Source organism: Thermococcus camini (assembly GCF_904067545.1).
Taxonomy (GTDB): domain Archaea; phylum Methanobacteriota_B; class Thermococci; order Thermococcales; family Thermococcaceae; genus Thermococcus; species Thermococcus camini.
Genome location: NZ_LR881183.1, coordinates 1,144,141 through 1,166,658, shown reverse-complemented (window position 1 = coordinate 1,166,658; position 22,518 = coordinate 1,144,141). Strand labels below are relative to the sequence as shown.

Here is a 22,518-nt window from a genome sequence, read left to right as displayed (position 1 = left end):
GAAATGACAAAGTTTATAAAACATTTGCGCAATTGCTCAAATGTGGAGGTGATAAAAAATGACTGAAGTGTGTAAGGTGTATGAGGAACACCTTGATAAAATACTGGAGGCTCAGGCAAAAATTCCAGAGGAGGAGGCTGTATTGGAAGCGGCGGACTTTTTCGACGCCCTCGGGAACCCCACGAGGCTCAAAATCCTGCTCGCGCTGATGGAAGCGGGGGAGCTCTGCACCTGCGACCTCTCCGCGATAACCAAGCTTTCAGTTTCGGCGATTTCTCACCAGCTCCGCATCCTCAAGGACAGAAAGATAGTAACTTACCGCAAGGACGGCAAGAACGTCTTCTACCGTCTCGACGACGAGCACATCCGGGGAATCCTGAGAACTGCTCTCGCACACCTCTCGGAGGTGAAGTGATGCCACAGAAGCTCATCCTTGGGGGGCTCGACTGCGCGAGCTGCGCCTACGAGATAGAAGATGCCCTTAAGAAGGAGGGCTTTGAGTTTGCGCTGGTCAACTTCGCCACCAAGGAGGCCATCATAGAGGATGACGTTGAGAAGGCCAAAGAGATCATCAAGAAGGTCGAGCCGGACGTTGAGGTCATGGAAGCTGACGATCACGGTCACGGACACGACCACGGGCATAGCCATGAGCATGACGGGGGTGACTTCAGAAAAACGGTGTACCAGATCGGAGTTTCTCTGGCCCTGTTTGCAATAGGTATAGTAATGCGCTACCACTACGGCATAGACGACGCTTTTGTCTTCGGCATCTTCCTCGCCAGCTACCTCATCTCCGGCTGGAGGGTTCTTAGGAGTGCAGTCGTCAACTCCATCCACGGCAACCTCTTCGACGAGAACTTCCTTATCGCGATAGCCACTATAGGAGCTTTCCTCATCAGGGAGTATCCGGAAGGAGTGGCGGTAATGCTCTTCTACGTCGTGGGAGAGTTCTTCCAGGACCTGGCAGTGGACAGGTCAAGGCGCTCCATAAAGGCACTGCTTGCCCTCAAGGCAGAGTATGCGAACCTGCTTAGAGACGGTGAGATAATCAAAGTGAAGCCGGAGGAGCTGAAGGTTGGAGACGTTATCATCATCAAGCCCGGTGAGAGGGTTCCCGTTGATGGAGTTATCATCGAGGGTGAGTCGACCGTCGACACCTCCGCTTTAACCGGGGAAAGCGTTCCCAGGACGGTGAAGGAGGGGGAGGAAATCCTATCCGGCATGGTCAACCTATCGGGCGTCCTCAAAGTCCAGGTGACCAAGGAGCTGAGCGAGTCCACCATCTCACGCATCCTTGAGCTCGTCGAGAACGCCAGCGCGAGAAAGGCCAAGACGGAGAAGTTCATAACGCGCTTCGCTCACTACTACACCCCAGCCGTCGTCGGCATAGCTGCACTTATAGCCGTAGTCCCTCCGCTCCTCACGGGGGAACCGTTCACCCCGTGGATCTACAGGGCCCTGGTGATACTCGTTATCTCGTGCCCGTGTGCTCTAGTCCTGTCGATTCCGCTCGGCTACTTTGGAGGAATAGGCAGGGCAGCGAGGGAGGGAATCCTCGTCAAGGGCTCCAACTACCTCGATGCCCTCAAGGAAGCAAGCATAGTGGCCTTTGACAAGACTGGAACGCTCACCAAGGGAGTCTTCAAGGTCACCCGAGTGGAGACGAGGAACGGCTTCAGCGAGGAGGAAATCATCAGATTCGCGGCCTTGGCTGAGGCCCACTCGAACCACCCGATTGCCAAGGCGATACGTGAAGCTTACGGTGAGGAGATCAACGAGGCGGAGATAGTCGAGTACGAGGAGATAGCCGGACACGGCGTCAGGGCGAGGATTGACGGGACGGAGGTCCTTGTCGGAAACGACAGGCTTCTCCACAGGTTCAAGGTCGAGCACGACACGTGCAGGGTTAAGGGGACGGTAGCCCATGTCGTCATCAACGGGAAGTACGCCGGCTACATAATAATCTCGGACGAGATAAAGGATGACGCCCCGCTCGCTGTGAAGGAGCTGAAGCGCCTCGGGATCAAGAAGGTCGTCATGGTCACGGGAGACAACAAAGACGTTGCCGGGGAGATAGCGAGGCAGCTTGGGTTGGACGGCTTCTACGCGGAGCTGTTGCCGGAGGACAAGGTGAGGGTCATAGAGGAGCTTGAAAAGGAGGCGCAGGGAAAGGTAGTCTTCGTCGGCGACGGCATAAACGATGCTCCCGTCCTGGCCAGAGCGGACGTTGGTGTCGCAATGGGTGCTTTGGGAAGCGATGCGGCGATAGAGACTGCCGACGTCGTCATAATGGACGACAAGCCGTCCAAGCTGCCGAGGGGCATCAGGATAGCGAGAAAGACGCAGAGGATAGTATGGCAGAACATAATCTTTGCCTTAGCGGTCAAACTGTCCTTCATAGGCCTCGGAATCCTTGGAGATGCGACGATGTGGGAGGCGGTCTTTGCGGACGTCGGCGTTGCCCTCATAGCGGTCTTCAACGCGATGAGAATACTGAGGTGAGGCGCCCTTTATTTTCCCCCTTTCAGCCCTTTCACCATCTTGTAGAACATGTAGACCTTCCCTTCAAGCTCAACGCTGTGCTCCCTCTCAATGGAGTAGCCGAGCTTCTTGTAGACCGCTATCGCTATCTCGTTGTCCTTTTCCACGTCGAGTGCCATTCTTTTGGCCATGTCTTTTGCCCTCTCCTCCGCGTGGAGCATCAGGCTTTTTCCTATCTTCCTGCCCCTGAATTCGGGGTAAACGGCGACGTTGCTGATGTAGTAATCGCCTTTCTCAAGCCTTCCGGAGCTAAGGGAAGCCCTTATGAACCCTGGAAGCTTCTTCAGGAAGTCGAAGCCGAGAATTCTCATCATAAGCCATCCGGTTCTCTTCTCCTCCCGCTCCCTGGTTTTCCAGTCATAGCCCAGGAGCATTCCTGCGATTTCCCCGTCATAGACGGCAAAAACCACATGCTCGTGACTGAAGAGGTTTTCCTTTTCCAGAAAAAGTGCCTCAAAAACGCCCCTGAACTTCGGCCCCAGTAGGGCCGGGAAGTACTGGGGAGCGGACATCTCCATGAGCCTCGCGAAGTGTCTGGCTTCTTCCTTAGTTCCCTTTGCGGAGAGAATCCTAAGGGGCACATCCCTCACCCGGATGAAGTAGATGGTTCTTCCCGATTAAGTTTTCGAAAGGATTTAATCTTAAATGGACAAAAACCTCATAAGGGTTAACACATGGGGCGGAAAGAACTTCTCCGGCGCATGGCCCTTACGCTTGCCGTTGGCTATGTACTCTTTTTCTACTCGGAGATGATGTTCTGGGCGCGGTGGAGGTCGGAAGATACCCCGTCGGGCCTGATGATAACGTGGCTCATCTACTCGGTTCTGGCCTTCTTCGTGCTTCTCCTGGCGAGTCGCTTCAAAGCTGGAGATATTTACTCCGTCTTTCTCGTTGGTGCGATATTTGGCTGGCTCGTTGAGGGTGTCGTTGTCCAGACCGTTTACACGGATTTTCCCTTCGGCATAGTCTGGACGCCGCTGGCCTGGCACGCCCTCATCTCGGTTCTTATCGGTATATATCTGGCCGGAAAGGCTCTGAGCGAATGGGAGACTAGAGACTCCCTTCTCTTCTTTGTCCTTTTAGGGGCTTTCTGGGGTTTCTGGGCCTCCTACTGGAAGCTTGAGGGCGGCTATGCGGTAGGCCTTAGAGACTTCGCCCTCTACGCGTTTTTCTCAACCATTCCCCTTTTGCCCTCTTATGCCGTCATTCACAAGCTGGCCCTGGAGGAATTTAAACCTACGAGGGCTGAAATCGGCAGCTTCACTGCCGTCCTGCTGTTTTTTGCATTCTTTACGTTTCTGGCCGTTCCGTTCTCGGCTCTCCTCCTTCCGCCCCTCATAGGTATTACCCTCTATGTCCTGCGGAGGCTCAAGCGGAAGAGCTTTTTCTCCGACTATGGGGGTGTGGAGATAAGCAGATACCCCATGCTCCTCCTGATGCCCGTCTCTGCCCTCTTGGTGTATGCCCTCACAAGGAAAGTATGGTTTGAGGTCAACGTTCCGACGGCGCTGGTCACCTCGGGGCTCGGCATTGCCCTGTTTTTGAAGGCCATTTATAAGGCATTGAAATGAACCCCTACAATATTGGAAATTTTTGGAATGGCCAATTATCATTTTGTTCGTAGTAACCCTATTAACGCTTCAAATTAAAAAGACGTTGGGGAAGAAAAAGGTGATCCAAAATGAAAGGCGAAATGAATGAAATGGAAAACGGCGGAATGAAGGGCCACGAGAAGATGGGTGGCATGAAGGGAATGAAAGGCAAAGGAAAAATGGAGGGTGGCTGTAAGGGCCACGGCAAGGGAATGAAGGGCATGGGGAAGGGCCACCACGGAATGCACGGAATGGAGGAACCCAAGAAGGAGTACGCCTATGTCAGAGAGGTTGAAACCGGTTTCGATGAGACCGTGGCGAGGGTCAAGGAAGAGCTTAAGAAGGAGGGCTTCGGTGTCCTCAGTGAGGTCAGGGTTGACCAGCTTTTCAAGGAAAAGCTCGACCTTGACATGGAGCCATACGTCATCCTCGGCGCCTGCAACCCGAAGTTCTCAAGCGAGCTCATAGGCATAGACATCAACAGCGGTACCTTCCTGCCCTGCAACCTGGTGGTGTACGTGAAGGACAGAAAGACCTACGTGAGCCTGCTGCTCCCTACGATGGCCATGAGCATAACCGGGAACGACGAGTTGCTTGAGGTCGCGGCGAAGGTCGAGGAGATTTTGGGCGACATTGTGAAAAGAATCTGAGCCCCGGTTTTTCGAAACTTTAAAGGATACGGTTATAGGGGTTCGAAACGAAAACTTAATGGTGATTTATATGGTGGATAAGGAGGCCCCTCCCATGGAGGGGCACGGTGAGATGAAGATGGAGAAAGGGGGAGACCATGAAGCTGAAGATACGGGCCACGAGGGCCACGAGCATTCCCACGCCGAGCATCACAGGATGATGATGGAGGACTTCAAGAAGCGCTTTATAGTCTCTGTGATACTGACGGTCCCAATACTGGCCCTGTCGCCGCTGATACAGAGGTTTCTGGGCTTTGAGCTGACTTTTCCGGGCGATCACTACGTTCTCTTTGGCCTCTCTGCTGTGGTCTACTTCTACGGCGGCTGGCCCTTCCTTAAGGGCATGGTGGACGAGCTGAAGAAAAAGCTGCCGGGCATGATGACCTTAATAGCATTAGCGATCACGGTTGCCTTCTTCTACAGTGCGGCGGTGACCTTTGGCGTTCCTGGGAAGACTTTCTACTGGGAGCTTGCGACGCTTATTGACATCATGCTCATCGGCCACTACATCGAGATGCGCTCAGTCCTTGGGGCTTCAAGGGCCCTGGAGGAGCTCATAAAGCTCATGCCAACGGAGGCTCACCTCGTAACGCCCGAGGTAATAAAGGACGTTCCGGTCAGCGAGCTGAAGAAGGGCGATATAGTCCTCGTCAAACCCGGCGAGAAGATACCCTCCGACGGCACCATAGTCGAGGGTGAAACGAGTGTAAACGAGGCCATGCTGACGGGTGAGTCGAAACCGGTCTATAAGAAGCCCGGCGATGGGGTCATCGGCGGTTCCATAAATCTCGAAGGGGCCATAAAGGTCAGGATAGAAAAGACAGGAAAGGACACCTACCTGATGCAGGTCGTTGAACTCGTCAGGCAGGCGCAGGAAACGAGGTCAAAAACTCAGGATCTGGCCAACAGGGCGGCGTTCTACCTTACAGTGATAGCCATAACGGCAGGAACGATAACCCTGGGTACATGGCTCTACCTCGGTAAACCCTTCGTCTTTGCCCTGGAGAGAATGGTTACCGTGATGGTCATAACGTGTCCGCACGCGCTTGGCTTAGCCGTCCCGCTGGTCGTCTCGGTGTCAACGTCAATCTCGGCCAAGAAGGGAATCCTCATAAGGAACAGGGAGGCATTTGAAAGAGCGAAAGACGTTCAGGTGGTCGTTTTTGACAAGACCGGGACGCTGACCGAAGGCAAGTTCGAAGTAACTGACATAATAGCGCTGGACGAGCTCGGCGAGGAGGAGATCCTGAAGTATGCGGCGACACTTGAGTCCCAGTCAAACCACCCGATAGCCCAGGGAATAGTCGAAAAAGCTGAAGAACTCGGCTTTGGGACCTACGAGGTCAGCGAATCGAAGGTTCTTCCGGGCAAAGGTGTCCAGGGCGTCATCAACGGAAAGGAAGTCCTCGTTGTGAGCCCCGGCTTCTTGAAGGAAAAAGGTCTGTGGGGAGAAGACGAGCGCGTCAACAAAGTCTTGGAGCAGGGTAAGACCGTTGTCTTCCTGGTTCTTGATGGAAAGCTCGTGGGTGCTATAGCTCTGGCCGATAAGATAAGACCCGAATCGAGGGAGGCCGTTGAAAAGCTCCACGAGATGGGCATAAAGGCCTACATGCTCACCGGCGACAACGCCAAGGTTGCGAAGTGGGTTGCTGAGGAACTCAGGCTGGATGGCTTCTTCGCCGAGGTTCTGCCGCACCAGAAGTCTGAGAAGGTCAAGGAGCTCCAGGAGCAGGGTTACACCGTAGCGATGGTGGGCGACGGTATAAACGACGCCCCTGCCTTGATCCAGGCCGATGTGGGCATAGCCATTGGAGCAGGAACCGACGTGGCTATAGAGAGCGCCGACATAATCCTCGTCAAGAACGACCCGAGGGACGTCATAACGGGGATACACCTTGCCAAGGCGACCTACAGGAAGATGGTGCAGAACTTGGCGTGGGCAACAGGATACAACACCTTCGCCATTCCTTTGGCGGCGGGAGTGATGTACAGCTACGGAATCCTCCTCAGCCCTGCCCTTGGCGCCCTGCTGATGAGCATGAGCACGGTGATAGTGGCCATCAACGCGAGGTTTTTGAAGGTTTGATAGCCTCTTTGCTTTATCTTTTGCGATAATCTTCCCGTATTTCTTTCTCTTTTGCCAACAATAAGCCCTATAGCCTTTACCACTGAGTAGTATGTGAGGAGATCAAAATGATGTTCGAAAGTTTAGGGGGCCAGTTCTTGGCCCATGTTGGAGAAGGAGAATGGGGGTGGCATGAGATGATGGGATTCGGCTACTTTGGAATCTTTGGGGCGATATTCATGCTCCTGTTCTGGGTGCTGATAATCGTTGGAATAGTCTGGTTCATTAAATGGCTGGTTGAGCAGGGCTCTGGGGGAAGCAAGAAGAGCGCCCTGGAGATACTCGATGAGAAGTACGCACGGGGCGAAATAGACGATGAGGAATACGAGAAGCGACGGAGAAAGCTCCTTGAGGGATGAGTACCTTTCATTTTTTCAGCTTTCTTGATAATTATGGTTTCCTTTCCGAAAATTTTCGGGGTTTGAATTTCCAGAATGTGAGCAATAAGCCCTATATCCCACCGGGCGAATGCGTATATGGAAAACAAAATTCGAGGTGATGCAAAATGGAGTGGAAGTCCCTGTTTATCGGGCTCCTCATCGGAGCGCTCATAGCCCTTCCGCTTGGAATGGCCCACACGGGGGGATTCGAGACAACCGAGAGAACCGGCACGCGCTGGGGCTTTGGCCCCATGGGCGGCTACGGCATGCACGGCATGATGGATGATGAGATGTACGCGGAAATGGAGGAGCACATGGGGGATGGCAACCTCATTGAGATGCACGATGAGATGGAGTCTGCCATGGAAGACTATATGGCCAAGTACATGGGCAACGGCTGGAAGGAGAGGCACGAAGCCTGTGAGGAAGCCATGGGAATCGAGGAGGACGAGTGAGTCCTCAGCTTCCCGCTTTTCCTTTTACCTCCTCTTTTAGCTTGAATTTTTCTATGTTCTCCCTCGTCTTCCTGAACTCCCTCAGACAGGTCGGGCAACAGAAGAAGTAAACCCTGTTGTGGTACTTATACACGATGGGCTCCCCGACGATCTCCTTGCCGCAGTAGTCGCACTTGAAGGGGACCTTGACCCTTGGAGGACTGGGGCGCTCCACGCTTTCGAGAATGGGCATTATCTCGATAACCTCAAACCCTGCACCCTCTATGACCTTTCTCAGCTCCTCCATGTTCTCAACGGCTATTTTTATGAGGTACTTCCTGCTCGTGAAGCGGTTTATTTCGATGATCTCTTCGAACTCCTTCATCTTATCTGGCTCGTCCGTCTTTACTATCAGCGCAACGACGTTGTGCGCCCTGAAAAGCTGTGGATTGAGCTTTACGGTGTACTTCTCGATTATTCCTTCCCTTTCAAGCTTTTCAAGCCGGGACTTGACGGTCGGCCTGCTGACACCGAGCCTTTCCGCAAGCTCTGAGATGCTCAGCCGGGAGTTGTCCATCAGCAGATAGATGAGCTTCAAATCCAGTTCGTCCAGCCTCATTTCTTTCACCATCCTAATTTAGTCTTCAAACTATAAAAATTCTCTGGTTGAGCTTTTCAGATTGTAAAAAATAATCCCCATAAGTCCTCAAGCATAGTAAGTAACGGTGGAAGAAATGGAACTTACGTTGAAGGTTAACGGCATGACCTGTGCCATGTGTGTTAAAACCATAGAGAAGGCCCTGAAAGAACTTCCTGGAGTGAAGGAAGCCAGGGCTAATTTGAACTCGGAGAACGTCCACGTTAAATTCGATGAATCAAGGGTTGGATTGAACAGAATTATAGCCACCATCGAGGAGCTGGGCTATGAAGTAGTTAGAGAGCGGAGGGAAGCGGTGATTAAGATAGGTGGAATGACGTGCGCGATGTGTGCCAGGACCATAGAGGCCGCGCTCGGGGAAGTGCCCGGCGTTCTGGACGTGAGCGTCAACCTGGGAACCGAAAGTGCCAGGGTGAGCTACGATCCTGGCCTCGTAACTACTGACGACATCAAAAAAGCCATTGAAGAAGTTGGCTACCAGTTCATCGGTGTTGAGGGCGAGGAAACCCACGACCTTGAGAGGGAGCTGCGGGAGAGGCATCTCCACAACATGAAGAAGAAGCTCGGCGTCGCGTGGGGAGTAGGGATAGTCCTCTTCACCTCCATGCAGGCTGGGCGCTTTGGCCTTGAAATTCCTTACCTCATGTCCCTCCAGTTCATCCTGTCCACCGTTGCGATAGCCTACGCTGGCAGGGAGATATTTGGCAAAGCCTGGGGCTCGCTCAAGCATAAAACCCTCAGCATGGAGGTCATGTACTCCCTAGGCATAGGTTCGGCCTACCTTGCGAGCGTCCTTGCGACGGTTGGGATTATCCCGGAGGACTTCAACTTCTACGAGGCCAGCGTCCTGCTCATGGCCTTCCTGCTCCTCGGCAGGTACCTCGAAACGAGGGCCAAGGGGAGAACGAGCGAGGCTATCAAGAAGCTCATGGGGCTTCAGGCGAAGAAGGCCACAGTGATAAGGAACGGCGAGGAGATTGAGGTTCCGATAAGTGACGTCAAAGTTGGGGACATCGTGATAGTGAAGCCTGGAGAGAGGGTTCCCGTTGATGGTATCGTGCTCGATGGTGAAGGCTACGTGGACGAGTCCATGATAACCGGAGAGCCGGTTCCGAATCTCAAAAAGGCCGGGGACGAGGTTATAGGGGGGACTGTAAACAGGAACTCAGTGCTCAGGGTAGAGGCAAAGCGCGTCGGCAGGGATACCGTTCTGGCACAGATTATAAGGCTCGTTGAGGAGGCCCAGAACACGAAGCCGCCGATACAGAAGCTCGCCGACGCGATAGTTTCCTACTTCATACCCGCCGTCCTCACAATCGCGCTACTCTCCTTCGCCTACTGGTACTTCGTGGCCGGTGAGCCCGTACTCTTCGCCTTTACAACCCTCCTCAGCGTCCTGGTGATAGCCTGCCCCTGCGCCTTCGGCCTTGCAACGCCGACCGCTTTGACGGTTGGAATGGGCAAAGGTGCCGAGATGGGGATACTCATCAAGAACGGGGAAGTGCTTGAGATAGCGAGGAAAGCCACCGTCGTGCTCTTCGACAAGACCGGAACGCTCACAAAGGGCAAGCCTGAAGTGACCGACGTAATAACCTTTGGCATGGACGAGAAGGATCTCATAAGGCTCGTTGCCTCGGCTGAAAAGCGCTCCGAGCACCCACTTGGCGAAGCTATCGTGAGGAAGGCCCAGGAACTCGGCCTTGAGCTTGAGGAGCCGAAGGAGTTCGAGGCAATAACCGGCAAGGGCGTTAGGGCGGTTGTTGGTGGGAAGGCGGTACTGGCGGGAAACAGGAAGCTCATGGCCGAAAACGGCTATTCGGTGAATGATGTGGAGGGGGCACTTCACAGGCTTGAGGACGAGGCGAAGACGGCCATAACCGTTGCCATAGACGGCAGGATAGTTGGAGTGATTGGCATAGCGGACACAATAAAGGACGGAGCAAAGGAGGCCATTGAGGAGCTCCACAGGATGGGTAAGAAGGTCGGCATGATAACCGGCGACAACAGGAGAACGGCCGAGGCGATAGGGAGAGCCCTTGGGGTAGACTACGTCCTCGCAGAGGTTCTGCCCGGAGACAAGGCGGTGGAGGTCAAAAAACTCCAGGAGAGAGGCGAGACAGTTATCTTCGTCGGCGACGGCATAAACGATGCCCCTGCCCTGGCCCGGGCGGATATAGGCATAGCCGTCGGCAACGCGACGGACATAGCCATGGAGAGCGGGGACATGGTTCTCATAAAGAACGACCCGATGGACGTGGTGAGGGCAATAAAGCTGAGCCAGAAGACGCTGGCGAAGATAAAGCAGAACATCTTCTGGGCGATGTTCTACAACACGATGCTGATTCCATTCGCGGCTGGTCTGGCGTTCGTCCTCTTCGGCGTGGAGTTCCAGCCCGAGTGGGCGGCGGGAGCGATGAGCATAAGCAGCGTGAGCGTCGTCACCAACTCGCTCCTGCTGAAGAGGGCTAAGGTGTGAGGTGGCCGAGATGATAGTGGAATACAATGGAAACACCGAGCTAAACTCTGGCAAAGTTGTGCTGTGGTTCTCCATCCCGGGCTGTCCGCCGTGCAGAATAGTCGAGAGCTTCATGGAAGAGCTCAGTGCGGAGTTCCCGGAGATAACGGTCGTTCACATCAACGCCGAGGAATGGAACGACCTTGTGAACCGCTTTGACATCCTCAACGTCCCGACGCTGGTCTACCTTAAGGACGGGGAAGAGGTTGCCAGGCAGAACCTCATAAGGAGGAAAGAGGAGGTTCTCATAAGGTTTGAAGGTCTGAAGAAACTCCTTGATGAGACCTTCAAATAACGCACATGTGAGGGGCTAACTATAATTGCTTTAAGTGCATATTTTTAACTGGTGAAACCATGCCCGTCATTGAGGTTGAGAACGTTAGGAAGTACTACGGCGAGGTCAGGGGCGTTGATGGACTGAGCTTCTCCGTAGAGAAGGGTGAAATCTACGGCTTTCTTGGGCCGAACGGGGCCGGCAAGACGACAACTGTCAAAATTTTGGTGAAAATCCTGAGGGACTATGATGGGGCCGTAAAAATCCTTGGGAAAGACCTCAGGGAGTGGGGCAAAGACTACTACAACAAAATCGGCGTCTCCTTCGAGTTTCCAGCGGTTTATTCAAAGCTCACCGCTTTGGAAAACCTTGAGTTCTTTGCGAGTTTTTACAGAAAGCATCTCGATCCTCTAGAAGTCCTCAAGGTTGTCGGGCTTGAAAGCGAAGCGGATAAGCTCGTCTCCGGCTTCTCCAAGGGCATGAAGAAGAAGCTCGACCTCGCGAGGGCTTTACTCCCCGACCCGGAGATTCTGTTCCTTGATGAACCTCTGGAAGGCCTCGACCCTGCGAGCGCGAGGAGGATAAAGGACCTGCTCCTTGAGATGCGCGAAAGTGGGAAAACCATCTTTCTCACGACCCACAACATGTACGTTGCGGATGAGCTCTGCGATAGAGTGGCATTCATCGTGGACGGTGCTGTGAGGCTCGTGGATAATCCAAGTAATCTCAAAGTAAAGATGGGGAAAAGGCGTGTCAAGGTGGAATATGTTGCTGCCGGTGATGTTGGTGTTAAAGAATTCCCAATTGAGGGAATTGGTCAGAACAAGGAGTTTTTTGACATTATCAAAAACTATGAAGTACGTAGAATCAACACCGAGGAGCCTACCCTTGAAGAAATCTTCCTCAAGGTAACGGGGAGGAGACTCGTATGATTGGGAACATAATCAGGACGAACCTTGTCATTGGAGTGAGAAGCTACGTTTATCCGATATACGTATTAATAGGATTAGCTTATGGGTTAATGCTCATGGTGTTTCCGGATCAGTATCTCTCTACTATGGTGCCGATTTTTCTCCTCTTTGAGCCAGGACTTGTAGGTTTTATGTTCGTGGGCACCGAGATATTTGCCGAAAAGAAAGATGGTGCTATAGGAGCCCTAGCTGTAACTCCAATAGATTGGAGAAGCTACATTATTGCCAAAACCCTTATCATGAGCCTGTTATCGGTCATTGGTGCAGTGCTGATAATGGTCATTGGAACGAGGTCTCTCAAAGGCCTGCCTTACGTAATAATCGGTGTGTTCCTTGTCTCTATTGTTTACACGCTCCTTGGCATAGGAATTTCCGCGAAATACCATGACCTGGACGATTACTTCATTCCAATAATAGGCGTCATGGTGGTCTCGCTCCTGCCCTTTGCCCACTATCATGGTTACCTAGCCGGCGGGATATGGAGGGTCCTTTACCTCATACCGAGCTACCCGGCCCTGTACTTCTTTAAAGCACCCTTTGAAGAGATTTCAAGAGATACATTGATGCTTTCTGGTGTTGGTTTGATAATCTGGAGTGGTGTAGCGTATTGCCTCGCCAGAATCAGGTTTTACAAGTACGCGGTGGAGGGAGTGAGATGAGCTTTGTAAGGAAGTTTGTGAGCATCTACAGGACGGATCTGAAACTGCTCCGCAGGGATCCAATGCTCCTCTACAGCGTTGGTATGACGCTGATTCTGCTCTTCGTCGTCCGCTACTTCAAGGTAAGAATGGGAATGCTCTACCCCCTCGTGGCCCTCCTCGTGCTGGTCTTCATCCCAATGATATTCGGCATGATACCCGGCTTCATGATGGCCGACGAGAAGGAGGACAAAACCATACAGGCCCTGCAGGTCATCCCCATTTCGAGCGAGGCATTTTTGGCATACCGCCTGACATGGGCGTCCCTGATAACGGCGGCTCTCACGGCAGTTGCCCCGAAGATACTTGAGATTGAAGTGCCCCGGAGGGGAGTGCTTGCTCTTGTGGCCCTTTTCGTCCTTGAGGTGTGGATTTACGGACTGCTCATAGTGATTTTTGCCGAGTCGAGGATGCAGGCTTTGACAGTATCCAAGATCCTGGGCTGGCTCCTCATGCTCCCACCCGCGGTAAAGCTCCTCGTGGTGTGGAGGAACCTTTCAACCGACTGGAGCAAGCTCACAGCCTTCCTGCCGACGTACTGGACGTACCGAGTCTTTGAGGGTATAGCCCTAAACGATTACGGCGACTTCCCGGTGGCGGTGGCCGTTCACTTAGCCTGGCTCGTCCCGCTGGTGGTGCTCTTCAGGAGAAGGGTGGTTTAGATTGTTATCCTCAAAACGTCAAGAAAATGGCTAAGAATCGGGGAGACAATATGTTTCAACTCTTTCCGTCTTTGGTTTGGCGTGAGGAACGTTTTTGACGGCTTGGCCCATGTCCGGCATAAGATTTATATCATGGTTCCTTTTTACATTCTAGAGTGGTAGGCATGGACAAGAGGCTGGTCACCGTTGTACTGCTGGCGATCCTTCTGATCTCCGCGGCCATCTTTCACATTGACACGGGTGGGCTCAAGCCCACTTGGGTGACTGTGGAGCTTAAGGACGCAAAAGATGCATTCATCTTCATTAAAGTCCTCTACCCCGACGGCTTTCGCGGAATTTACTCCGGGAGGGTCAAATGGGACACTATCATGCTCAACCTCAGAGATGTTAAAATGGCCTGGGAGGCTCAGCACCCAGAGGAACATGGAACGACTTCCCTCCTGATGATAACGCTCGTGAAAAACGGGAGCGCGTCGTTCCATACGTTTACCGTTGACTGGAGCAAACTTCCGGCCAGGATCGTGATAACCCCACGATACCGGACAGTTACATTGGAATCGGGCGAAACCGGTATCTATCAGTCCCGGGTGGCCCTTGAAGAACGCAACGTCTCGGTTCCGTTTGTCCAGGTAATCGTCGCTGGCGAGAGCTACGGGATAGTTGATATTGGTGAGATACCAGCCTCTATGGCTTTCAGGGTCTACCTCTTCGATGGACTCAACTGGAGTTCCATAGGGCATACGTATCCTGGAGTTGGGAATGGAATGGTGTGCAATCCAATGCTGGAGCCGAATTCCACCCTTTTCATTGAGAGGTACGTAACCTACAGATACGAGAGATGGAAAATAAGCCTCGACGGCCAGTTTTTCTATGAGGAGTACATTTACGTGCCGCGTATGAGCCGGGGATTCCACCATGGGTGGGCGTACGATGTTGAGAAAACGACCACCCCGCCGGGAGTGAAATTAGAGCTGGTGGGACAATTTAAGCTCTCCCAGAATCCTCTACTGAGGTACTATGACATCACGGAGGAAGTTGATAGGTTGGGCTTGGAACTTCTTCCATTCCTTGAGGAACTCGCCAGTGAAGGGGTTGTATCAAGAACTGCGCTGGAGTCCGCGAGGGACATGAATCTGATGATGATACTGGAGTCACCATCAAATAAACCCCCTCTCTGGTTCTCGATAACCGTCTTCGGCAGGGGCGGTAGAGAGTACTCCGTCTTTAGGGGCCATGTTTCAACGGGAATCCTGAATGGAGAAGATGTTGAAGTTCTGGTCTTTTGCTTTGCTGAAAATGGTGTCGTGAACGGCACTCAAACTTCTGGTAACGGCTGGGACGGGGTGTGTCCTTCATGAAGTCCAGGAGAAGACGCTCGGCCTATCGACTTTTAGGAACTGGAAGAACAGAGGAGAAGGGAAAGAAGCTCAATCAAGCTTCTTGTGGCAGAACCACCAGTCGTAGCACTCGATCTCGCCCTTGGCCTTGGCTTCCTCGCGCTCCTTGATGGCGTCGACTGTTCCGGCCGGCGGAACGATGGCGCGGTCGCCGATGAGCTCGTTGTTGGGCCACTTGTGCGGCAGGGCAACGCCCTTCTCGGTGCTTATCTTGAGGGCCTTGACGAGCCTGAGTATCTCGTCCCAGTCCCTGCCGACTTCGGCCGGGTAGTAGACGATGGCCCTTATTATTCCCTTGTCGTCGACGATGAAGACAGCCCTCGCGGTTATCGTTGCACCGCTCGGGATCATGCCGAGGGCCTCTGCAAGGTCGCCCCTGTCGTCGGCTATGACCGGGAAGGTTATCTCCTCTCCGAGGTTCTCCTTGATCCACTCCATCCACTTAAGGTGGCTGAAGACCTGATCAACGCTCAGCCCGATCGGCTCGACGCCAAGCTTCCTGAACTCCTCGGCGCGCTTCTGCATCGCGTAGAACTCGGTCGTACAGACCGGGGTGAAGTCAGCGGGGTGGCTGAAGAGAACGAACCACTTGCCCTTCTCGGCGAAGTAGTCGGGCAGCTTTATCCTGCCGTGGGTGGTGTTGACCTCAACCTCAGGGAACTTTTCTCCTATCACTACCATCTTCCATCACCTCATTTTTCTATGTTTTCTTCACTATAAACCTCACTGGTTCGGATATATAAACCTTTCGGTTCGTCTAACAGTATTAACTTTGTCGAATATCCAAGAATTTTTAGGGGTCTGAGGATAACCGTGCAAAGAATGTCCACGATTGATTGTCATAGTGGGAGATTGAATGGAAATGCATTGTCAAAAAGCTTGAAGAAAAAGTCCCTTTTTGCCTCAAACCTTCCTGACATCGACCCATGTTGAATGGTATGCAGAGCCGTTCCCGTACTTTTCGACGGTTTCATCCTCTGTCAGAAAGTTCGCGTTCCAGCCGAGAAGTTTAGCCCAGAAAGCCTTGTAAAGCAGAACCACTCCCGGCGGAACGTCCTCCGTAAGCCTGACCTCAGTCCTGATGCTCCCGTTGTCGTTGAAGACCTCCACGGTATCTCCGTCTTCAAGGCCTCTCTCTTTGGCATCAGAGGGATTGACGTAAAGGTTCGGGTCGATCATTCCGTGTGTGTTATGGTACTGGCTCGTTATCGTCATTCTGTGGGTCGGAGTGAGCAGCCGAAGCGGGTATTTACCTTTGAAGCTTCTGTACTTGGGAAATGGACTTAGGCCCCTTTTTACAGCCCTCTGAGAGAAAAACTCTATCTTCCCGCTCGGCGTTTCCCACCTTCTCGGCTTTTCTGGGACTTTGAGGAAGCCCTCCCTTTTCAGCGTCTCCCAGTTTAAACCGTTCATCTCAAGGACCTTCCTGATGACCTCCTCGTCGCTCTCGTAGAGGTGGCGATTTTTAATGCCCAGCGCCTTCGCCAGAAGCCTCGTCACCTCGCTGTTGCTCTTCCCGTAGAGTTTCGCTACCGGCTCGTTTAAAGCCACGTAGCGGTGGTAGTAGGAATCGAGGATGTCAAGCCTCTCGAAAAAAGTGTTTGCCGGAAGGACGACGTCGGAGTAGAGGGCGGTATCTGTGAGAAAGATATCGTGTGTGACCACGAAAACGTCGTTCTCAATCAGCGCTTTCCTCAGCCGGTTCTGATTCGGCAGGCTCGCGAGGGGATTGGAGTTGTAGACGTAGAGGAACTTTATCCCGCCCCGTTCGATGTACTCGGCAAGCTTCATCTGGGGAATTCTTTTAGCTGGCTTAGTTCTAAGAAAAGCGCCCTCGGCGTAGCTTTTGTCTATGGTCTTCATGTCATAGATGAAGCCGAAGGAATGGCCTATTAAGGCTGGAAGGATAGCTATTGCCCTTACGGCCTCTCCTCCAGCTAAGGAGCGCTGGAAGCCGTAGCCTATGTGGATTACTCCCCTCTTCTCGGCGAACTCCCTCGCGAAGGTCTTTATCTCCTCAATCCCTATCCCTGTCTCCCTGCTTACATAATCAAGCGATAATGTTTTTACATAATTCTTGAATTCTTTGAAGCCGTAAACGTTCTCGCGGACGAAGGCTTTATCATGGAGTCCTTCTTCGATTATAACCTTTGCAACTCCAAGGGCAAAGAGAACGTCGGTGTCCGGCTTTATCTGGAAGAACCTGTCAGAGCGCTTGGCGGTTTCGGTTCTGACGACATCAACACTCCATATTTTGAGGCCATATTTCCTCGCCAGGACAAAGCCGTGCAGGTTCGTCCAGAACGCATTAACACCCCAGTAAACTATCAACCGCTGGTTTTTGAGCTCCTCCGGATCCATTCCAACTGCCGTCCCGTAGACGTCTCTCAAAGCCTCCTGACCTGCCCTGTCGCAGATTCCGTAGTCGAGCATGGTGGTGTTGAGATAATGGAACAACCTCAGCGGGAAGGCGTAGTTCACAACTCCCCTGTCCCCGGCGTACTGGTAAACTAAAACGCTCTCGCTTCCGTGATCTTCAATCGTCTTCCTCAGCTTTCTGGCAACGAGTTCAATAGCTTCCTCCCAGCTCGTCTCCCTAAAGCTCCCGCTTCCCCTCTCACCCGTCCTAATGAGCGGCCTTTTGAGCCGGTCCTCCGCGTGGAACCACTTTGGGAGGAGCGCCCCCTTCGGGCAGAGGAAACCGGCCGTTATTGGATGTTCGGGGTTGCCTCTAACCTTGAGCCTTCTGTCCTTGAACTCGCTCAGGATTGAGCATGTGTCGTAGCAGTCGCGGGTGCAGACTGAGAAGGGCATGGGCATCACCGTTATTCACAACTTGGGGGTGTTCGAAGAATATAAATTTTTAGGTGTTTCAAAAATGGAACAAATTTTTATAAAAACTGGAACAAATTTGTGGACATGATGCAGGAAGACGAGAGGTTTATGTGGCTCGCGCTCGAGCTCGCGAGGAAAGGCGAGGGCTGGGTCAGTCCTAACCCGATGGTTGGCGCGGTCATAGTCAAAGACGGAAAGATAATCGGCGTTGGATGGCATCAACGCTTCGGAGAGAAGCACGCAGAGGTTGTGGCTATAGAAGACGCTAAGCAGAAAGGCCACGACGTTAGGGGCGCTACCATGTACGTAACGCTCGAACCCTGCTCCTACTGGGGGAAGCAACCGCCATGCGCTGATAGGATAATAGAGGAGGGGTTCAAGCGCGTTGTAGTGGCGATGGAAGACCCCAACCCCCTCGTGGCCGGCAGGGGAATCGAGAAGATGACGAAGGCGGGGGTAGAGGTTGAGGTGGGCGTTCTGGAGGAAAAAGCCAGAAAGCTCAACGAGATTTTTATCAAGTACATAACCACAAAAATGCCGTTCGTTTCCATAAAGCTTGCCCTGACCTTAGACGGCTTCATCGCGACCGAAAATTTCTCTTCCCAGTGGATTACCGGAGAAAAAGCCAGACTAAAGGTTCAGGAGCTCAGGAGGAGGCACATGGCTATAATGGTAGGCTCCGGAACGGTTCTAGCAGACGACCCAAGGCTCAACTGCAGGCTTGAAAACTGCCCGGAGAAGGTGAAGGTGATCCTCGACCGCTCTGCAAGGGTTGCGGAAGCAATTAAAGCTGGCAAGAGGTTCAAACTCTTCGAGGACGGCAGAGTTATATTCTTCACCGAGAGGCCGGAACTCTTCGAGGGCATAGCCGAAGCGTATAGGATAACAGAACCCGAGGAAATCCTGAGGAAGCTTGGCGAGCTTGGCATCGACAGCGTTCTAATCGAGGGTGGAAGGATAGCGTGCGAGTTCTTAGCTTTTGCGGATAAGTTCTACCTCTTCTACGGGCCAAAGCTCTTCGGCAACGGAATCAAGCCCTTCGAGTGCCTGAAGGTGGAAAGTCCCAACGACGCCCCCATGCTCGAGATAGAATCGCTGGAGAGGCTCGGAGAGAGCTTCCTCGTGACGGCTTACCCAGGTGATGGAGATGTTCAGCGGAATCGTTGAGGGAACAGGGAAAGCCCTCTACTCATCGGGAAGACTGTACGTAGAGTTGCCCTTCGAGGTCAAACCCGGAGACAGCGTCGCCGTTAACGGGGCCTGTTTAACCGTTGTGGAGTTCGACGGAAGAAGAGCGGTCTTCGACGTCGGCGAGGAAACGTTGAGGAGGACGAACCTCAGAGAGGCGAAGGTCGTTAACCTGGAGAGGGCTTTGAAGCTCGGCGAAAGGCTCGACGGGCACATAGTCACAGGTCACGTGGACGGGACGGTGCGCTTTTTAACCGTCAGACGCTCCGGGAACACCACCTGGATGGCCTTTGAAATGCCACCCGAGAGGTGGGGAATAGCTGAGAAGGGTTCCATAGCCCTAAACGGCGTCTCCCTGACGGTTGCTAAGGTAGAATCAAACCGCTTTTGGATTCAGGTGATTCCATACACACTCGAAAACACCAACCTTGGTCTTCTGAGGCCAGGGGAAAGGGTGAACTACGAAATCGACGTTTTGGCCAGATACGTGAAGCGTATCATGGAGGCGAGAACATGAACTGGAAGGAGATTAGGAAAGCAGTTCTCGATGGGAAGCCGATAGTTCTAATAGATGATAGAAGGGAGTTCGAGGCGGATTTAGTTTACCCCGCGGAGATAGCTTCGTCCGAGGTCGTCAACTTCATGCTCTCTGCCAAGGGTCTTCTCTGCCTCACAATGGACATGGACGAGGCTCTAAAGCGGGGCTTCTTTTCGCTTCCGATCAAAGAAGGAGAAACGAACTTCCTGATTCCCGTTGATTACAGGGAGACCTTCACAGGAATAACCGCTGAGGAGAGAGCCTTAACCGCCAGGAAAATTGCAGAAGGGCTGGGCGTTGAGGCCTTCCGTTATCCCGGCCATCTGCACCTCCTTGGTGGGGTGGGCCTCAACAGGAGAAAGGGCCACACCGAGAGCTCGCTGGAGCTGATGGAGTTTCTGGGATTCAAGCGCTACGCCCTGATAGTGGAGATTCTCGACGACGAGGGAGATTCCCACAACAGGGACTACGCGCTGGCTTTTGCAGGGGAGCATGGTTTGCCCGTCCTCACAACAGACGACATCTGGAAGGAGTTCGTGAGGAGGAAGCAGTTGATCAAAGTTTACGCCAACGCGAGACTGCCGACGCGCTATGGAGACTTCAGAATAATAGCCTTCGACAACGAGCTGGACTTCAGGGAGCACGTGGCGATAGTGAAGGAACCCTACGGCGAGGTCCCGCTGGTGAGGGTTCACTCGAAGTGCCTCACGGGAGACACTTTGGCCTCGCTCAAGTGCGACTGCGGGAGTCAGCTGAGCAACGCCCTGAGGATGATAGCTCAGGAAGGGGGTATACTCCTCTACATGAACCAGGAGGGCAGGGGTATTGGTCTGAAGGAGAAGATAAAGGCCTATGAGCTTCAGGATAAGGATCTCGACACGGTTGAGGCAAACGAGGCGCTCGGTCACAAGGCGGATGAAAGAACCTACGAGGCAGCTTTTCAAATGCTCCGCGCTTTGGGTGTCTCGAAAATCAGGCTCATCACCAACAACCCGGCAAAGGCGAAAGCCCTCGAGGAGTTCGGAATCGAGGTCGTCGAGATCATTCCAGCTCCGGGCGAGGTTACGGAGCACAACAGACCTTACCTCCGGGTGAAGGCTGAGAAGCTCGGCCACAGGTTGCCCTTCGAGGTTTAGGGGGTGATTGGATGGAGGTGAAAAGGATCGAAGGAGACTTCATAGGGAAAGGTCTGAGAATTGGTGTCGTCATTGCCCGCTTCAACGACCTCCTGACCGGGGAGCTCCTCAAAGGGGCACTCGACTGTTTCGAAAGGCATGGCGTCGATAGGGTGGACGTTGTGAAGGTCCCGGGTTCCTTCGAGATACCGCTTGTTGCCAAAAAACTCGCCGAGAGTGGCAAATACGACGCGGTTTTGGCTCTCGGCGCGGTGGTTAGAGGAGAAACCAGGCACTTTGAGCTGGTTGCCAACGAGGTTGCCAAAGGCGTCGCCAAGGTCTCCCTCGACAGCGGAGTTCCCGTAATCTTCGGCGTGATAACTGTGGAAGACGAGCTCCAGGGCTTGAACAGAGCTGGAATAAAGAGCAACAAAGGCTTCGAGTACGCCATGGCAACGCTGGAGATGGCCAACCTGATGAAAAAACTTTGAATGTTCTAGTTATTTTTTGGACGTTAATCCGGGATGGCAGCTATTCTCGTCATGGGGCGATCCTTATCCTCTCGGCCGCGTCCCTCTCGACGAGAACCTTCCCGAGACTTCTGGGAATAATAACGAGGTCTCCGGCCCGGAAGGGACCGTACTCCTTAAGCTCAGGGTCGAGTATCTTCGGCAGGTCAAACTTGATTATGTACGCCTCGCTCGGGGCCGTTCGTTTCAAGGGCCCGGCCTGGTTCTCCGGGACCCTCTCGGGAAGTTTCTCTTCCGCGACCTCGGGAACGGCAAGTTCCTCACGCTCAATGAAGGCCCTCAGAACTGTGAATATCTTCTTCTCCTCGGCAGTCAGCTCGCCGGGGATTCCTTCGACCGCCAGATCGACGATTTTATGGAGCCTGATTTTGATTATCTCACGCATGAGCTTCTCGGCTATTCCCAGCTGGGCAAGGTAAAGTCTCTCCTCGATGTCCTCGCCCCTCTCACGGGAGCTCTCCGCGCCGAGCTTTAGGGCCTTGATGAGGCTATCGAACTCCTCGTAGAATTCTTCATCTAGTTCCGTCAGTTCCGGCGATGAAAGCTCCGCCTCGAGCAGTTCCCTGAGCTTGACGATGTCCACGCTACCACCAGCCGGACTAAATGGGATGAAAGGGGAAAGAAATCAGTCCTCGACGCGCGGGGCGAGGAGGAATATCAGCTTGCCCTCGTCCCTTATCGGATACTCCATCTGGAGAGGCATCTCGTTGCCGAAGCGGATTATAACCTCATCGGCCTTGCCGATGCCCTTTATCATGTCCGCGAGGTAGCTGATTCCGTAGGCACTCTTCGTTTCTTCCTCAACCTCGAGGTCGAGTAAACCTTCGTCCTCAAGGGTGAGCTTAATCTCGACCTCGTTCGTTTCGCCCTCGGCGCGCATTATGAACTCGTTCTCGCTGGCTATGAACTTCATGGCGTCGCTGACGAGGGAAGCATCTTTAACTGCCTCCTTGAGAACCTCTCCGAGGACGATGACCTTGGCGGTGAACGGAAGCTCTGGAAGGTCGAGTTCGAGCTCCTCAACCTCGATGAGCGGGAGCTTGAAGGTTCTCTTTGCCGTTCCCTCGAAAGTAACCTCAAGGAAGTTCTCATCGCCCTTCCTGAGAATGAGCGTGTCCTTGTTCTTGCCGCGCTTGAGTATCTTCTTGAAGTGGTCCATGTTGATTCCTATCGTTTCTTCTTCCTCTACCTCGTACTTGGAGAAGATGCTCTCCGGGAGGTTGAGGTCGATGAGAACGACCCTGCTGGGGTCCATGGCGCGCATTCCAATTCCTTCCTCGGTTATCTTAAAGGCAGCCTCGTCGATGAGGTTGCTTGCGGTGGCTATAAGATCGGCAAAATCCTTGGCACCATCGAAAACTATTTCGAACGGCATC

23 protein-coding genes are annotated in these 22,518 nt (G+C 53.1%); 17 read left to right on the top strand and 6 right to left on the bottom strand.

What is annotated here, in order from left to right; all coding sequences use genetic code 11:
- Nucleotides 1–58 precede the first annotated feature (58 nt).
- Nucleotides 59–415, top strand: a complete 357-nt coding sequence (locus TIRI35C_RS06310) for an ArsR/SmtB family transcription factor (protein ID WP_188202179.1) — start codon at nt 59–61, stop codon at nt 413–415.
- Nucleotides 415–2,502, top strand: a complete 2,088-nt coding sequence (locus TIRI35C_RS06305; protein ID WP_188202178.1) for a heavy metal translocating P-type ATPase — start codon at nt 415–417, stop codon at nt 2,500–2,502. Before TIRI35C_RS06310 ends, TIRI35C_RS06305 begins: the two co-directional genes overlap by 1 nt.
- An 8-nt stretch (nt 2,503–2,510) precedes the next feature.
- Here the strand turns inward: TIRI35C_RS06305 and TIRI35C_RS06300 are convergent, their stop codons facing one another.
- Entirely contained in the window at nt 2,511–3,122 is a 612-nt protein-coding gene (locus tag TIRI35C_RS06300; RefSeq protein WP_246454702.1) for a GNAT family N-acetyltransferase, read from the bottom strand.
- A 93-nt stretch (nt 3,123–3,215) separates the two neighbouring features.
- On the opposite strand from TIRI35C_RS06300, the gene TIRI35C_RS06295 reads away from it, so the two are divergent.
- The 5 genes from TIRI35C_RS06295 to TIRI35C_RS06275 all read left to right on the top strand — a co-directional run bounded on the left by TIRI35C_RS06295 (nt 3,216) and on the right by TIRI35C_RS06275 (nt 7,782).
- The gene (locus TIRI35C_RS06295) at nt 3,216–4,112 is read left to right on the top strand and encodes a hypothetical protein (protein ID WP_188202177.1); all 897 of its coding nucleotides are present in this window, start codon (nt 3,216–3,218) and stop codon (nt 4,110–4,112) included.
- A 110-nt stretch (nt 4,113–4,222) separates the two neighbouring features.
- On the top strand, nt 4,223–4,783 hold the full coding sequence (locus tag TIRI35C_RS06290) for a DUF302 domain-containing protein (RefSeq protein WP_188202176.1): 561 nt from the start codon (nt 4,223–4,225) through the stop codon (nt 4,781–4,783).
- Nucleotides 4,784–4,853: 70 nt separating this feature from the next.
- On the top strand, nt 4,854–6,908 hold the full coding sequence (locus TIRI35C_RS06285) for a heavy metal translocating P-type ATPase (protein ID WP_197971663.1): 2,055 nt from the start codon (nt 4,854–4,856) through the stop codon (nt 6,906–6,908).
- Nucleotides 6,909–7,084: 176 nt separating this feature from the next.
- A complete protein-coding gene (locus tag TIRI35C_RS06280) occupies nt 7,085–7,306 on the top strand; it encodes an SHOCT domain-containing protein (RefSeq protein ID WP_246454701.1) in 222 nt (73 codons plus the stop codon).
- Between the two features lie 146 nt (nt 7,307–7,452).
- Entirely contained in the window at nt 7,453–7,782 is a 330-nt protein-coding gene (locus tag TIRI35C_RS06275) for a hypothetical protein (RefSeq protein ID WP_188202174.1), read from the top strand.
- A gap of 4 nt (nt 7,783–7,786) precedes the next feature.
- Here the strand turns inward: TIRI35C_RS06275 and TIRI35C_RS06270 are convergent, their stop codons facing one another.
- A complete protein-coding gene (locus TIRI35C_RS06270) occupies nt 7,787–8,380 on the bottom strand; it encodes a TRASH domain-containing protein (RefSeq protein ID WP_188203084.1) in 594 nt (197 codons plus the stop codon).
- A 115-nt stretch (nt 8,381–8,495) separates the two neighbouring features.
- On the opposite strand from TIRI35C_RS06270, the gene TIRI35C_RS06265 reads away from it, so the two are divergent.
- The 6 genes from TIRI35C_RS06265 to TIRI35C_RS06240 all read left to right on the top strand — a co-directional run bounded on the left by TIRI35C_RS06265 (nt 8,496) and on the right by TIRI35C_RS06240 (nt 14,897).
- Nucleotides 8,496–10,895, top strand: a complete 2,400-nt coding sequence (locus TIRI35C_RS06265; RefSeq protein ID WP_188202173.1) for a heavy metal translocating P-type ATPase — start codon at nt 8,496–8,498, stop codon at nt 10,893–10,895.
- A gap of 10 nt (nt 10,896–10,905) precedes the next feature.
- On the top strand, nt 10,906–11,229 hold the full coding sequence (locus TIRI35C_RS06260) for a thioredoxin family protein (RefSeq protein WP_188202172.1): 324 nt from the start codon (nt 10,906–10,908) through the stop codon (nt 11,227–11,229).
- 59 nt (nt 11,230–11,288) lie between these two features.
- Nucleotides 11,289–12,140: an ABC transporter ATP-binding protein gene (locus TIRI35C_RS06255; RefSeq protein WP_188202171.1), complete on the top strand. Its 852-nt coding sequence runs from the start codon at nt 11,289–11,291 to the stop codon at nt 12,138–12,140.
- On the top strand, nt 12,137–12,838 hold the full coding sequence (locus tag TIRI35C_RS06250; protein ID WP_188202170.1) for a fluoroquinolone export ABC transporter permease subunit: 702 nt from the start codon (nt 12,137–12,139) through the stop codon (nt 12,836–12,838). The genes TIRI35C_RS06255 and TIRI35C_RS06250 overlap by 4 nt, the downstream gene beginning before the upstream one ends.
- Nucleotides 12,835–13,539 carry an ABC transporter permease gene (locus TIRI35C_RS06245; RefSeq protein ID WP_188202169.1) on the top strand — a complete coding sequence of 235 codons (705 nt, stop codon included), beginning with the start codon at nt 12,835–12,837 and terminating at the stop codon, nt 13,537–13,539. The genes TIRI35C_RS06250 and TIRI35C_RS06245 overlap by 4 nt, the downstream gene beginning before the upstream one ends.
- Before the next feature lie 155 nt (nt 13,540–13,694).
- A complete protein-coding gene (locus TIRI35C_RS06240) occupies nt 13,695–14,897 on the top strand; it encodes a hypothetical protein (protein WP_188202168.1) in 1,203 nt (400 codons plus the stop codon).
- Between the two features lie 69 nt (nt 14,898–14,966).
- Here the strand turns inward: TIRI35C_RS06240 and TIRI35C_RS06235 are convergent, their stop codons facing one another.
- Together TIRI35C_RS06235 and TIRI35C_RS06230 are read right to left on the bottom strand one after the other, a co-directional pair.
- Nucleotides 14,967–15,617, bottom strand: coding sequence for a peroxiredoxin (locus TIRI35C_RS06235; protein WP_188202167.1), 651 nt, complete (start codon nt 15,615–15,617; stop codon nt 14,967–14,969).
- Between the two features lie 222 nt (nt 15,618–15,839).
- Nucleotides 15,840–17,750, bottom strand: a complete 1,911-nt coding sequence (locus TIRI35C_RS06230) for a molybdopterin-dependent oxidoreductase (protein ID WP_188203083.1) — start codon at nt 17,748–17,750, stop codon at nt 15,840–15,842.
- A 105-nt stretch (nt 17,751–17,855) separates the two neighbouring features.
- On the opposite strand from TIRI35C_RS06230, the gene ribD reads away from it, so the two are divergent.
- The 4 genes from ribD to ribH are packed head-to-tail and all read left to right on the top strand — an operon-like array spanning nt 17,856 to nt 21,103.
- Nucleotides 17,856–18,938, top strand: a complete 1,083-nt coding sequence (ribD, locus tag TIRI35C_RS06225) for a bifunctional diaminohydroxyphosphoribosylaminopyrimidine deaminase/5-amino-6-(5-phosphoribosylamino)uracil reductase RibD (RefSeq protein WP_188203082.1) — start codon at nt 17,856–17,858, stop codon at nt 18,936–18,938.
- Nucleotides 18,919–19,476: a riboflavin synthase gene (locus tag TIRI35C_RS06220; RefSeq protein ID WP_188203081.1), complete on the top strand. Its 558-nt coding sequence runs from the start codon at nt 18,919–18,921 to the stop codon at nt 19,474–19,476. Before ribD ends, TIRI35C_RS06220 begins: the two co-directional genes overlap by 20 nt.
- Complete coding sequence (locus tag TIRI35C_RS06215; protein ID WP_188202166.1) at nt 19,473–20,633, top strand: bifunctional 3,4-dihydroxy-2-butanone-4-phosphate synthase/GTP cyclohydrolase II; 1,161 nt, start codon at nt 19,473–19,475, stop codon at nt 20,631–20,633. The genes TIRI35C_RS06220 and TIRI35C_RS06215 overlap by 4 nt, the downstream gene beginning before the upstream one ends.
- An 11-nt stretch (nt 20,634–20,644) precedes the next feature.
- Nucleotides 20,645–21,103, top strand: coding sequence for a 6,7-dimethyl-8-ribityllumazine synthase (gene ribH, locus TIRI35C_RS06210; protein ID WP_188202165.1), 459 nt, complete (start codon nt 20,645–20,647; stop codon nt 21,101–21,103).
- A 49-nt stretch (nt 21,104–21,152) separates the two neighbouring features.
- Here the strand turns inward: ribH and TIRI35C_RS06205 are convergent, their stop codons facing one another.
- Nucleotides 21,153–21,725: a DNA replication complex subunit Gins51 gene (locus TIRI35C_RS06205; protein WP_188202164.1), complete on the bottom strand. Its 573-nt coding sequence runs from the start codon at nt 21,723–21,725 to the stop codon at nt 21,153–21,155.
- Between the two features lie 42 nt (nt 21,726–21,767).
- Complete coding sequence (locus TIRI35C_RS06200) at nt 21,768–22,517, bottom strand: DNA polymerase sliding clamp (protein WP_058937753.1); 750 nt, start codon at nt 22,515–22,517, stop codon at nt 21,768–21,770.
- Nucleotide 22,518: the final 1 nt, after the last annotated feature.